General features: G+C 65.6%; 11 protein-coding genes. 2 read left to right on the forward strand and 9 right to left on the reverse strand.

Going from position 1 to position 11866, the window contains the following annotated elements; all coding sequences use genetic code 11:
- Window positions 1-10: 10 nt before the first annotated feature.
- Genes cuyB through hisD form a run of 3 tightly spaced genes read right to left on the reverse strand, consistent with a single transcriptional unit; the run spans window position 11 to window position 3028 of the window.
- On the reverse strand, window positions 11-688 hold the full coding sequence (gene cuyB, locus ACTXGA_RS14990) for a cysteate racemase (RefSeq protein ID WP_443394983.1): 678 nt from the start codon (window positions 686-688) through the stop codon (window positions 11-13).
- A 7-nt stretch (window positions 689-695) separates the two neighbouring features.
- On the reverse strand, window positions 696-1706 hold the full coding sequence (gene cuyA / locus ACTXGA_RS14995; protein WP_443394985.1) for a D-cysteate sulfo-lyase: 1011 nt from the start codon (window positions 1704-1706) through the stop codon (window positions 696-698).
- 5 nt (window positions 1707-1711) lie between these two features.
- Entirely contained in the window at window positions 1712-3028 is a 1317-nt protein-coding gene (gene hisD, locus ACTXGA_RS15000; protein WP_443394987.1) for a histidinol dehydrogenase, read from the reverse strand.
- Between the two features lie 65 nt (window positions 3029-3093).
- On the opposite strand from hisD, the gene ACTXGA_RS15005 reads away from it, so the two are divergent.
- Complete coding sequence (locus ACTXGA_RS15005) at window positions 3094-4059, forward strand: LysR family transcriptional regulator (RefSeq protein ID WP_443394989.1); 966 nt, start codon at window positions 3094-3096, stop codon at window positions 4057-4059.
- Window positions 4060-4262: 203 nt separating this feature from the next.
- On the opposite strand, the gene ACTXGA_RS15010 is transcribed toward ACTXGA_RS15005, so the two are convergent.
- The 4 genes from ACTXGA_RS15010 to accB all read right to left on the reverse strand — a co-directional run bounded on the left by ACTXGA_RS15010 (window position 4263) and on the right by accB (window position 7625).
- Window positions 4263-5027, reverse strand: a complete 765-nt coding sequence (locus ACTXGA_RS15010) for an alpha/beta fold hydrolase (protein ID WP_443394991.1) — start codon at window positions 5025-5027, stop codon at window positions 4263-4265.
- Window positions 5021-5704 carry a leucyl/phenylalanyl-tRNA--protein transferase gene (gene aat / locus ACTXGA_RS15015; RefSeq protein WP_443394993.1) on the reverse strand — a complete coding sequence of 228 codons (684 nt, stop codon included), beginning with the start codon at window positions 5702-5704 and terminating at the stop codon, window positions 5021-5023. The genes ACTXGA_RS15010 and aat overlap by 7 nt, the downstream gene beginning before the upstream one ends.
- A gap of 72 nt (window positions 5705-5776) precedes the next feature.
- On the reverse strand, window positions 5777-7126 hold the full coding sequence (gene accC, locus ACTXGA_RS15020) for an acetyl-CoA carboxylase biotin carboxylase subunit (protein WP_443394995.1): 1350 nt from the start codon (window positions 7124-7126) through the stop codon (window positions 5777-5779).
- A 4-nt stretch (window positions 7127-7130) separates the two neighbouring features.
- On the reverse strand, window positions 7131-7625 hold the full coding sequence (accB, locus tag ACTXGA_RS15025; protein WP_443394997.1) for an acetyl-CoA carboxylase biotin carboxyl carrier protein: 495 nt from the start codon (window positions 7623-7625) through the stop codon (window positions 7131-7133).
- A gap of 190 nt (window positions 7626-7815) precedes the next feature.
- Here accB and ACTXGA_RS15030 point away from each other — a divergent pair, with 190 nt between their 5' ends.
- Complete coding sequence (locus ACTXGA_RS15030; protein ID WP_443394999.1) at window positions 7816-9327, forward strand: class I adenylate-forming enzyme family protein; 1512 nt, start codon at window positions 7816-7818, stop codon at window positions 9325-9327.
- On the opposite strand, the gene ACTXGA_RS15035 is transcribed toward ACTXGA_RS15030, so the two are convergent.
- Entirely contained in the window at window positions 9273-9770 is a 498-nt protein-coding gene (locus ACTXGA_RS15035) for a hypothetical protein (RefSeq protein ID WP_443395001.1), read from the reverse strand. The genes ACTXGA_RS15030 and ACTXGA_RS15035 overlap by 55 nt on opposite strands.
- Window positions 9771-10006: 236 nt before the next feature.
- On the reverse strand, window positions 10007-11866 hold a 1860-nt coding region (gene acs, locus ACTXGA_RS15040; RefSeq protein ID WP_443395003.1), incomplete at its 5' end, for an acetate--CoA ligase.

Raw genomic sequence — 11866 nt, forward strand, 5'->3', positions numbered from 1 at the left:
TCAAGCCCGCTCAGGCCGGCCAGGCCGAACCCCGGGCGTGGTCGATGATCCGCCCAACAAGGCAATCCAGACTGTCGGTCCATGCGATGTCCGGCGGCAACAGGGGCGCGGCCAGGGACAGTTCCGTGCAGGCGATCAGGATGTGATCGGTACGCTCCTGCAGCCGCCGCGCCTCTTCGACAAGGGCGGGCAGGATCTGCCGCGCGGGCGCGCCCGCCTTGACCGCGCGGATCATCTGTAACAGCGGGGCGTCATCCACCGGCGCGGTGAAGGGCACGTCCAGATAGCTGTCGAACACGCCGGTTAGCCGCGTCGCCGGAGAGGTGAGAATGCCGATCCGTCCCTTGTCCGCCAAGGCCCGCGCGGTGGCCGACAGCATGTCCAGAAAGGGCAGGTCGCTGGCGGCACGGATGCCGCCCGCGTAGTGATGCGCGGTGTTGCAGGGCATGGCGAGCGCGGTTGCCCCCGCCGCCGACAGGTCGCGCGCCATCTGCTGCAACACCGGCAGGGGCGAGGGGCCGGTGCCGTCGATCAGCGCCTTGATGCGCGAGGGCACGGCGGAATTCTGATGCACAATCAGCGGGATGTGGTCCGCGTCATCCTGCGCGGGCGTGGCGTCCAGCAGTTTTTGCATCAGCAGGATGGTGGCCTGAGGCCCCATCCCGCCCAGAATCCCGACCGGCCTCATGCGGGGCTCATGCGCGCGATTTCACGTCAAAGGCATGGGTGTAGCCGGTCAGACCGATGGCGCCGCCGGTGTGCAGGAAGACGACGCGCTCATTCTCCTTGAAGTGGCCCTTGCGGATCAGGTCGATCAGACCCGCAGCGCCCTTGGCCGAATAGACCGGGTCCAGCAGGATCGCCTCTGTCCGGGCAAAGATGTCGATGGCTTCCAGCGTCGACTCTGCCGGGATGCCGTAGCCAGGACCGACGTAATCGGTGTTGGCGACCACGTCCTCACGCTTGACCACGCCGGGGCAGCCCAGCTTTTCTGCCGTTTTCACGGCGAGGTTGTAGACGTTTTCCTCTTGCTTGGGTTTCGGCGCGCGGACGCCGATGCCCAGCAGCGGGATCTGGGCGTTCATCGCCGACAGGCCGGTGATCAGCCCGGCCTGGGTGCCCGCCGATCCGGTGGCATGCACGATGTGATCGACCCGCAGGTTCATTTCACTGAACTGGTTCATCAACTCCAGTGCGCAGTTCACGTACCCAAGCGCGCCGATGGCGTTCGAACCGCCGCCGGGGATGGTATAGGCGCGCTTGCCCTCGGCGCGCATCTTGTCGGCCACGGCCTCCATTTCGGCGTTCATGTCCAGATCGGGGCCGCGATGTTCGATGGAGGCGCCATGCAGCACGTCCAGAAGGACGTTGCCGTTATAGCGATAGTTCTCATGGTTGTAGCCGGTGCGATCCTCCAGCAGGATATGGCAGTCGAGGCCCAGCTTGGCCGCGGCGGCGGCGGTCTGGCGGGCATGGTTCGACTGGGTCGCGCCCTGCGTCAGCACCACCTCTGCCCCCTGTTCCAGCGCGTCGGCCATCAGGTATTCCAGCTTGCGCGTCTTGTTGCCGCCGGTCGACAGACCGGTGCAATCGTCACGCTTGATCCAGATTTCAGGACCACCCAGCGCCTCTGTCAGGCGCGGCATGAATTCCAGCGGGGTGGGCAGATGCGCAAGGCGGACGCGGGGAAACTTGGCAAGGTTCATGTATTTCAGCTTTCGTTTGCGGCGCAGGCGCGCGGTGTTGTGTGAGACAGTCGCGCCTCTGCGGTCATGGCGTGGCCCACCATGCCCTCGGCACGAGATATGATCGAGGTGGCGCGCGCAAGGGCTGGCAGCGCCTCGGCATTGGCACGCTGCCATGTGACGGTTTTCAGGAACTTGTGCACTGACAGACCGCCGGTATAGCGCGCGGCCCCCCCGGTGGGCAAAACGTGGTTCGGGCCAGAGGCCTTGTCACCAAAGGCCACGGTGGTGTCCGCGCCCAGGAAAAGCGAGCCGTAGGCGTTCAGCCGCGCCTGCCACCACGGCAGGTCTGCGCATTGGACGTGCAGGTGTTCGGGCGCGTAGCGGTCTGATTCCGCGGCCATTTCCTCGCGTGAATCGCAGAGGACAATCTCACCCATCGCCTCCCATGCGGCGAGCGCGGTTTCCCCGTTGGCTCCGCCGATGCGGGCGCAGATGTCCGGCATCAGGTCGCGCACGCGGCGGGCCAGCGGTTCGTGATCGGTGACCAGCCAGCAGGGCGAGGTTGGCCCGTGTTCGGCCTGACCGGCCAGATCCAGCGCCACCAGTGCCGGATCGGCGGTAGCGTCGGCAAGGATCAGCACGTCGGTGGGCCCGGCGAACATGTCGATGCCCAAGGGGCCGAACAGCTGGCGCTTGGCCTCTGCCACATAGGCGTTGCCGGGACCGGCCAGCACATCGGCAGGCGGCAAGCCGAAGAGGCCGAACGCCATGGCGGCGATGCCCTGCACCCCGCCCAGGCAGAGGATACGGTCAGCTCCGGCCAAAGACATGGCGTAGAGTGTCGCCGGGTCGATGCCGAGCGCCTTGCCATCCGCGTCCCGGCGCGGCGGGGCCACGGCGGTGACATGGGGCACCCCGGCGGCGCGCGCCGTGGTGATCGTCATCAGGGCAGAGGCGATATGGGCGTAGCGCCCGCCCGGCACGTAACATCCGGCGGCAGAGACCGGCAGGCTTTTCTGTCCGGTCAGGAGGCCGGGGCGCAGTTCGATCTCGAAATCCGTGACCGAGGCGCGCTGCGCCTGCGCAAAGGCGCGGATGTTTTCATGCGCGTAGTCCAGCGCCTGTTTCAGATCGTCGGGCAGGCCGTCGCCTGCGCGGGCGGCCTGTTCTGCCGTGACCTCCACCGGGCCGGTCCAGTTGTCCAGACGCTGCGCGTAGTCCAGCGCGGCCTCTTCGCCGCCCTGTTTCAGGCGTGCCAGCATGATCTGGACGGTGTCGGCGATATCTGCCTCTGCAGCAGGCGGCAGACCGGGGGCGGATTTAATCAGGCGGGAAGGCATGTGTTTTCCTTGACGTGAGGGGGCAGGTTCACAAAAACGGAAACTGTAGGGCAGGGAAGTGCGTGATGCTGATGAAAGGTGTGACCCTCAGGGGTCTGGAAGTTTTCGAGGCGCTCGCCTCTGCCGGGTCCGTCGCCAAGGCGGCGGAACTGACGGGGTTGAGCCAGCCCGCCGTCAGCCAGCAGATGCGCAACCTTGAAACGGCGCTGGGCGCAGACCTTGTGGATCACGGCAAGCGGCCGATGCGGCTGACCCCGGCGGGGCGGTCTTTCCTGACCCGCACGCAGGCGGTGCTGAGCCAGTTGCGGCTGGCCCAGAACGAGCTGACGGTGATGGACTTGACCCATCTCAGCACGCTCAGCCTGGGGGTGATCGACGATTTCGACAACGACCTGACGCCGCGCCTTGTCACCATCCTGGCCGAGAGCATGACCCGCTGCCGGTTCAAGCTGATCACCGCGCCCAGCCACGAGATTTCCGAAGAGATCAAGGCGCGCCGCCTGCATCTGGCGATCTCTGCCAGCAGCGGCGAGGTGATGGAGGGGATCGTGGAATATCCTTTGGTCAGAGACCCTTATATCCTTGTCTGCGCCAAGGGGGCGGTCGAGGCCGCAGGCGGCGTCAACGCCCTGATGCAAAGCCTGCCGATCCTGCGCTATGACCGCGAACAATTGATCGGAAGGCAGATCGAGGCGCATCTGGCGCGGCAGAAACTGGAATTTGCCGAACGGTTCGAGATTGGCGCGCACCTGTCGCTGATGACGCTGGTGGCGCGCGGCACCGGCTGGGCGATCACCACGCCGCTGGGCTACATGCGCGCCGGGCGGTACCATGACCAGATGGAGGCGCATCCGGTGCCCTTCAAACCCTTTTCGCGCACCATCTCGCTGTTTGCCGGAACCGACTGGGCCGATCAGGTGCCGCGCGACGTCGCGCGGACCATGCGCCATCTGGTGCGCGACATGGTGATCGCGCCCGCGCTGGCGCAGCTGCCCTGGCTGGAAGGCGAATTGCGGGTGCTGGAAAGCTGACGGCGCGCGACTCGGGCGCACAATCGGCGGATGAACCTGTTGCATGCGGCTAGATTGCCGCCCGCAGGCATCCTGTAAACGTTCAAGATGTGGATTTCGGAAGGAAAACCCGGAGTTTCAGGTTTCCTGAAACTGCGCGACACGGGCGCACGGCGGGGGCCACGCGGGGCAGGGGCCGCGCGGACGGCGGGGTGAACCCCGCCCTACGGCTCTACGTGGGAGACGAAGGCGCGGACAGAGGCCTCGAACCCGCGCGGATCGTCGGCGTGCAGCCAATGGCCCGCCTTGGGCATCTTGGCGTAGCGGGCGCGCGGGAACAGCGGGCGGATGCGGTCGCGGTGTTCGGGCAGGACATAGTCCGAATCCCCGCCCGAGAGGAACAGCGTCGGCCCTTCGTAAGCACCTGATACCTCTGGAAATCCGAGGATCTTGGGCATTTCGGCGGCCAGAGTGTCCAGGTTCAGCTTCCAGCGCTTGTTCTGCAGGTCCAGCGACTGGGTGAAAAAGCTTTGCAGGGTCTTGTCCGGCACCACCCGCGCCAGTTGTTCGACCGCGTCCGAGCGTTTCTCGACCTTGTCCAGATCGACGCTGCGCATGGCTTCGATGAACTGGATCTGGCTGTGACTGTAGGCGACGGGGGCAATATCGGCGACCAGCAGCGAGGCGACCTTGTCCGGCTGGGTCAGCGCCAGAACCATCGACGCCTTGCCACCCATCGAATGCCCTACCACATGCGCGCGTCCGCCATGGGCGTCGATCACCTCGCCCAGATCGGCGGCGAGGTCATGATAGCTGTGGGTGTCGGTCTGCGGGCTGTCACCGTGGTTGCGCATGTCGGGCGTCAGGACGTGCCAGCGGTCCGACAGGCGGCGGGCGATCACACCCCAGTTGCGCCCAGACCCATAGAGCCCGTGCACGATCAGGAGCGGGATTCCGTGGGCGGTTCCTTGGGTCAGGGTGTTCAGCATGGGAATGTCCTATGAGGGGGGGGCTGCGCCGATGCGGCCTGAGCCGTGACAATGCGGTTGCGCGCCACCACGTCGGCGCCACTGGCGGCTAGCGGCACGGCGCGGATATCGGCCTCTGTTTTCAGGGCCTTGGCAAGGCGCTCACGATAGGCGTGGCGGGTGATTTCGACCGCGCCGAGGCTGGCCAGATGCGGGGTCAGGAACTGCGTGTCGAAGAGGGTAAAGCCGGTGCGGTTCAACTGATCGATGAGCCACGCCAGCGCGATCTTGGAGGCATCCGTGGCGCGGGAAAACATCGACTCGCCGCAAAAGGCCGCGCCGACGGTCACGCCGTAGACGCCGCCGATCAGCGCATCCTCGCTCCAGACCTCCAGCGAATGGGCGTGTCCCATGCCGTGCAGGGCGTGATAGAGATCACGGATTTCGTCGTTGATCCAGGTTTCTTCGCGGTCGGCGCAGCCGTCGATCACGCCCGGGAAGTCATGGTTCAATGTCACGCGGTAATCGTCACGCCGCAACCGTTTGGCCAGACTGCGCGAGATGCGGAACCCGTCCAGCGGCAACACGCCCCGCCGCCGTGGATCGACCCAGAAGATGTCGGGATCGTTCCGCCGTTCGGCCATCGGAAAGATGCCGGTGCGGTAGGCGTGCAGGAGAAGGTCGGGGGTGACGCTCATGCGCCCAGACTATCCTTTTGGCGATGCGGGCAAAACCCGTCCCGACCTGCTGTCGGAACGGGCAGCGGCGGGTTATTCCAGCCCGCCGGCCTCCAGCCATTTTTCAAGCCAGTGAATGTTGTACCCGCCGGTATGAATGTCCTTTTCGCGCAAAAGCGCGTGGAACAGCGGCACCGTGGTGTCGACACCATCGACGATCAATTCGCCAAGGGCGCGATTCAGACGGGCCAGCGCGGCGGGGCGGTCCTCTCCATGCACGATCAGCTTGGCGATCAGGCTGTCGTAGTAGGGCGGGATGCGATAGCCGTCATAGAGCGCCGAATCCATCCGCACGCCAAGACCCCCGGGGGCATGGAAATGCGAGATGGTGCCGGGCGACGGGCGGAACTGCGGCAGCTTTTCCGCATTGATCCGCACCTCGATGGCGTGGCCGTTGATCTTCAGGTCTTCCTGCTTGAACGACAGTTTTTGGCCCGAGGCGACGCGGATCTGTTCGCGCACCAGATCGACGCCAAAGATTGCCTCTGTCACCGGGTGTTCCACCTGCAGGCGGGTGTTCATCTCGATGAAGTAGAACTCGCCGTCTTCGTACAGGAATTCGATGGTGCCTGCGCCGCTGTAGCCCATCTTGGCGATTGCATTGGCGCAGATCGTGCCGATGCGGGCGCGTTCGTCCGGCGTGATCGACGGGCCGGGGGCCTCTTCGAACACCTTCTGGTGGCGGCGCTGAAGCGAGCAGTCGCGCTCTCCCAGGTGGACGCCGTTGCCCTGACCGTCACCAAAGACCTGGACCTCGATGTGGCGCGGGCGCTGCAGGTATTTCTCGATATAGACTTCGTCGTTGCCAAAGGCGGCTTTCGCCTCGGAGCGGGCGGTCTGGTAGGCGCGCTCCATCTCGGCCTCGTCGCGGGCGACCTTCATGCCACGGCCGCCGCCGCCGGCGGTGGCCTTGACGATCACCGGATAGCCGAACGAGGCACCGATTTCACGGGCCTCCGCCACGCTGTTCACGCCGCCTTCGGAGCCGGGAACCACCGGGATTCCCAGCGCTTTTGCGGTTTCCTTGGCGGTGATCTTGTCGCCCATCGTGCGGATGTGTTCCGCCGACGGCCCGATGAAGGTGATGTCGTGGTCTTCGACGATCTGCACGAAACGGGCGTTTTCCGACAGAAAGCCATAGCCCGGGTGGATCATCGTGGAGCCGGTGACTTCGCAGGCCGAGATGATGGCGGGAATGGACAGATAGCTGTCAGGAGAGGGCGCGGGGCCGATGCAGATGGTTTCATCCGCCATGCGCACGTGCATTGCGTCCGCATCGGCGGTGGAATGCACCGCGACCGACGGGATGCCCATCTCGCGGCAGGCGCGGATGACGCGCAGCGCGATCTCGCCGCGGTTTGCGATCAGGATTTTCTGGGTCATGCGCTTACTCGAGGATGACCAGCGGGGCGCCGTATTCGACGGGGGCGCCGTCCTCGACAAGAATGCGTTTCACCGTCCCGGCGCGGGGGGCGGGAATGTGGTTCATGGTCTTCATCGCCTCGACGATGAGCAGGGTGTCCCCCTCCTTGACCGTTGCGCCGACGCTGATGAACGGGTCCGCGCCCGGTTCGCCCTGCATGTAGACCGTGCCCACCATGGGCGAGGTCACGGCACCGGGGTGGGCGGCGGGGTCTTCGGGCATTTCTGCGACGGGGGCGGCCGCTGCGGCCGGTGCGGCGGCAGGGGCGGCTGCGGCCACGGGGGCGGCCGCCACAGGGGCCGGGGCCGCCACGGTCACGGCGCGGCTGATGCGGACCTGCAGACTGTCGTCATCGCCGTATTCGCGCATGACCTCCAGTTCGGTCAGGTCATTCTTGTTCAGTACTTCCGCCAGCGCCTCGATGAAGGCAACGTCTGCCTCGGTCCTGTTCTCGCTCATGCCATCCTCGCCATGTGTCTCACCCGCAGGGGGTCTGCGCTGCTTATAGGCTAAGGCGTGAGGAAGGAAAAGCGATGCCGCACCGCTTGTGTGAGCGCTATCTTCGCGGTCTGGCAGCGCTGCAACGGGGTGTGCATGATTGCGGCGGCGTGGCGGCCCGCATAGCATCCGGGTTTGGGGAGGATTTCGCATGAATATTTCCAGCTGGCTCGCCCGCGCGGCCCAGATCGCGCCGGACCGTCCGGCGCTGTTTCTCGGCGCCGATCTGGTGGCGGATTACGCGGCCTTTCACGGCGCGGCCCTGCGGCTGGGCGCGGCCTTGCGGGCGCGCGGGGTGCAACCGGGCGACCGGGTGGCGCTGTTCATGAAAAACGTGCCCGATTACCTGATCGCGGAATATGGCGCGTGGTATGCGGGGGCGGCGGTTGTCCCGATCAACGCGAAACTGCACCCGCGCGAGGCGGATTTCATCCTGACCAACTCTGGCGCCCGGCTGGTCTTTGCCACGCCGGATCTGGCCCCCGCGCTGGCCGGGGTGGCAAGCGTTCCTGTGATCGAGACGGGCAGCGAGGTCTGGGTCGGGCTGCTGGATCATCCGCCGCTGACAGAGCCAGAACATCGCGCGCCGGACGATCTTGCATGGCTGTTCTATACCTCCGGCACCACGGGGCGGCCCAAGGGCGTGATCATCACGCATCGCATGCTGGTGACCATGTCGCTGAGTTACCAATGCGACTGCGATCTTGTGGGGCCGGAGGATGCCGCGCTTTATGCAGCGCCGCTCAGCCACGGGGCGGGCATCTACAACATGATGCACGTCCGGGCGGGGGCGCGGCATGTCTTTCCCCCCTCCGGCGGCTTTGACGAGGGTGAGACGCTGGACCTTGCCGCGCATTTCCGGGGGGCGCATATGTTCATGGCCCCCACCATGGTGCAGCGGCTGACGCGCCATGCCATCGCCGCAGGGCGCAAGGGGGAGGGGCTGCGCACCATCGTTTATGCGGGCGGGCCGATGTACAACGCAGACATCATCGAGGCGGTCGACCACTTCGGCCCGGTCTTTGCGCAGATCTACGGGCAGGGCGAATGCCCGATGGGCATCACCGCATTGTCGCGCCATGACGTGACCGACCGCACGCACCCCCGCTGGCGCGAACGGTTGGGATCGGTCGGGCGGGCGCAATTGGCGACAGAAGTACGGATCGCGGGCGAAGCCGGTGAAACCCTGCCGCCGGGCGAGGTGGGCGAGATTTGCGTGCGCGGCGATATCGTGATGCCCGGCTACTGGGAAAACCCCGAAGCGACGGCAAAGACGCTAAAGGATGGCTGGCTCTGGACCGGGGACATGGGGGCGATGGATGCCGATGGCTATGTCACGATGAAGGACCGGTCGAAGGACCTGATCATCTCGGGCGGGACCAACATCTATCCGCGCGAGGTCGAAGAGGCCCTGCTGGAACATGCCGCCGTCAAGGAGGTGGCCGTGGTGGGCCGCCCGCATCCGGAATGGGGCGAAGAGGTGGTGGCCTTTGTCGTCTGCGACGGGCCGCTTGATCCGGCGGTGCTGGATGCGCATTGCCTTGACCGCATCGCGCGGTTCAAGCGGCCCAAGGATTATGTCGCGCTGAGCGCCCTGCCCAAGAACAATTACGGCAAGGTGCTGAAGACGGAGTTGCGCAGCGCATTCGATCCGAAGGGCTGATCCGGTCGGGCCAATTGCCGCTGTTCGGGTCTTGCGCTGTCTTTCTCTTTGTCGGCGGCCTCTTTGTTGGCGGCCTGCGCCCGCGTGTCGGGGGTGTTGATGTCCTTGGCCGGGTCCGGATCTGCGTCCGGCTCCGCCTCGCCCAGGGGCGGCACCTCGGCCTCTGCCTTGTGCGAAGAGATCTGCTCATCAAGCATCCGGCTGATGGTGATCTGCATGATCGAAGGCGGCGCCGTATGGTTGTCCGGGTCCGGTTCGCCGTTGACGGCGGACCAGAACTGGGTCGGGCTTTGGCCTTCTTTCATGCGCGCCTCGGGGTCGCGCGCGTCAGAGATCGGCTTGACGCGGGTCTGTTCCAGCGGGTCCGGCCGACCACGCGGCAACCCTTGAGGGTGGCCGGTCACCTGTGGCGCACTCAGCAATGGCGGGACTAGGAATTGCATTGGGCTGCTCCATCCAGAGCGCCCCCACAAACCCAAGGTAGCAAGAAATACGCGGCTTGGCAGCGGGTTGCGTCGAATTGCGCAGAGTTTGCCGCCTGTCTCGACGCGCCCTGTCGCGCGGCCGACACCCGTACGTTCCGCCAAGGACGACGACCGTCGTAGCGCCGGGCCAAAGCGGCAATTGCGTGAGAAAAAGGCGGGCGCTGTGGCCCGCCTTTCACAGTATCGCGCTGGAGTCAGCGATTCATTCTGTTGTCGATGAGGTCGTCGACGACGGAGGGGTCGGCGAGGGTGGATGTGTCGCCGAGGGCGCCGTAGTCGTTTTCGGCGATCTTGCGCAGGATGCGGCGCATGATCTTGCCGGAGCGGGTTTTCGGCAGGCCGGGGGCCCATTGGATCAGGTCGGGCGAGGCGATGGGGCCGATTTCGGTGCGGACCCAGGTGCGCAGCTCCTTGCGCAGCTCATCCGTCGGCTCGACCCCGTTCATCAGGGTCACGTAGCAGTAGATGCCTTGGCCCTTGATCTCGTGCGGGTAGCCCACGACCGCCGCCTCGGCGACCTTTTCATGCGCCACCAGCGCCGATTCCACCTCGGCCGTGCCCATGCGGTGGCCGGAGACGTTGATCACGTCGTCCACCCGCCCGGTGATCCAGTAATCGCCGTCCGCATCGCGGCGGCAGCCGTCGCCGGAGAAGTAATAGCCTTTGTAATCAGAGAAGTAGGTCTTTTCAAACCGCTCGTGATCGCCCCAGACGGTGCGCATCTGCGCCGGCCAGCTGTCGGCGATGACCAGCACGCCCTCGACGCCGTTGCCCTCGATCACCTCGGCCGACTGCGGGTCCAGCACCAGCGGTTTCACCCCGAAGAAGGGCTTCTGCGCCGCGCCGGGCTTGGTCGCATGGGCGCCGGGCAGGGGGGTCATCATGTGACCGCCGGTTTCGGTCTGCCACCAGGTGTCGACGATCGGGCAGCGGCCGCCGCCGATGACATCGTTGTACCAGTTCCAGGCCTCGGGGTTGATCGGCTCACCGACCGTTCCAAGGATCCGCAGGCTGCTGAGATCGCATTTGGTGGCGAATTCGTCGCCCTGACCCATCAGCGCGCGAATCGCGGTGGGGGCGGTGTAGAACTGGTTGACCTTGTGCTTTTCGCAGACCTGCCAGAAGCGGCTGGCGTCCGGATAGGTCGGCACGCCCTCGAACATCAGCGTCGTGGCGCCATTGGCCAAGGGCCCGTAAACAATGTAGGAATGCCCGGTGACCCAGCCCACGTCGGCGGTGCACCAATAGACGTCGCCCTCGTGGTAATCGAAGGTGATCTCCTGCGTCATGGCGGCGTAAACCAGATATCCACCTGTGGAGTGCACAACCCCCTTGGGCTGACCGGTGGAGCCGGAGGTGTAGAGGATGAACAGCGGGTCCTCGGCGTTCATCTCGGCGGGTTTGCTGTAGTCATCCGCCTCCAGCGCCATTTCGTTGTAGTCGAAATCGCGCCCGTCCACCCATGTGGTCTGGCCGCCGGTGCGCTTGACCACCAGGCATTTGACGCTGTCCTTGCAGTGCAGCAGCGCCTTGTCGGCATTGGTCTTGAGCGCGGTCTTGCGGCCGCCGCGCGGGGCCTCGTCGGCGGTGATGACCAGCTTGGCGTCGCAGCCGTTGATGCGGGCGCTCAGCGCGTCGGGGCTGAACCCGGCGAAGACGATGGAATGGATCGCGCCGATGCGGGCGCAGGCCAGCATGGCATAGGCGGCCTCGGGGATCATCGGGAGATAGAGGATCACCCGGTCGCCCCGGCGCACGCCCAGGGTTTCGAGGATGTTGGCCATCTTGCAGACCGATGTGTGCAACTCGCGGTAGGTGATGTGCCTGGCGGCTTCCTCGGGGTCGTCGGGCTCGAAGATGATGGCGGTCTGGTCGCCGCGCTTTTCCAGGTGCCGGTCGATGCAGTTGGCGGCCACGTTCAGCGTGCCGTCCTCGAACCACTTGATCGAGACCTGGCCCAGGGTGAAATCGGTGTTCTTGATCTTGGTCGGCGCCTTGATCCAGTCCAGACGCTGCGCCTGCTCGGCCCAGAACGCCTCAGGATCCGCAACCGA

Source organism: Antarctobacter jejuensis (assembly GCF_052266595.1).
GTDB lineage: Bacteria > Pseudomonadota > Alphaproteobacteria > Rhodobacterales > Rhodobacteraceae > Antarctobacter > Antarctobacter jejuensis.

What these genes read in the sequence shown, in the direction of transcription:
- cuyB (WP_443394983.1), bottom strand. Translation starts at nt 688, where the DNA reads ATGAGGCCGGTCGGGATTCTGGGCGGGATGGGGCCTCAGGCCACCATC.
- cuyA (WP_443394985.1), bottom strand. Translation starts at nt 1,706, where the DNA reads ATGAACCTTGCCAAGTTTCCCCGCGTCCGCCTTGCGCATCTGCCCACC.
- hisD (WP_443394987.1), bottom strand. Translation starts at nt 3,028, where the DNA reads ATGCCTTCCCGCCTGATTAAATCCGCCCCCGGTCTGCCGCCTGCTGCA.
- ACTXGA_RS15005 (WP_443394989.1), top strand. Translation starts at nt 3,094, where the DNA reads ATGCTGATGAAAGGTGTGACCCTCAGGGGTCTGGAAGTTTTCGAGGCG.
- ACTXGA_RS15010 (WP_443394991.1), bottom strand. Translation starts at nt 5,027, where the DNA reads ATGCTGAACACCCTGACCCAAGGAACCGCCCACGGAATCCCGCTCCTG.
- aat (WP_443394993.1), bottom strand. Translation starts at nt 5,704, where the DNA reads ATGAGCGTCACCCCCGACCTTCTCCTGCACGCCTACCGCACCGGCATC.
- accC (WP_443394995.1), bottom strand. Translation starts at nt 7,126, where the DNA reads ATGACCCAGAAAATCCTGATCGCAAACCGCGGCGAGATCGCGCTGCGC.
- accB (WP_443394997.1), bottom strand. Translation starts at nt 7,625, where the DNA reads ATGAGCGAGAACAGGACCGAGGCAGACGTTGCCTTCATCGAGGCGCTG.
- ACTXGA_RS15030 (WP_443394999.1), top strand. Translation starts at nt 7,816, where the DNA reads ATGAATATTTCCAGCTGGCTCGCCCGCGCGGCCCAGATCGCGCCGGAC.
- ACTXGA_RS15035 (WP_443395001.1), bottom strand. Translation starts at nt 9,770, where the DNA reads ATGCAATTCCTAGTCCCGCCATTGCTGAGTGCGCCACAGGTGACCGGC.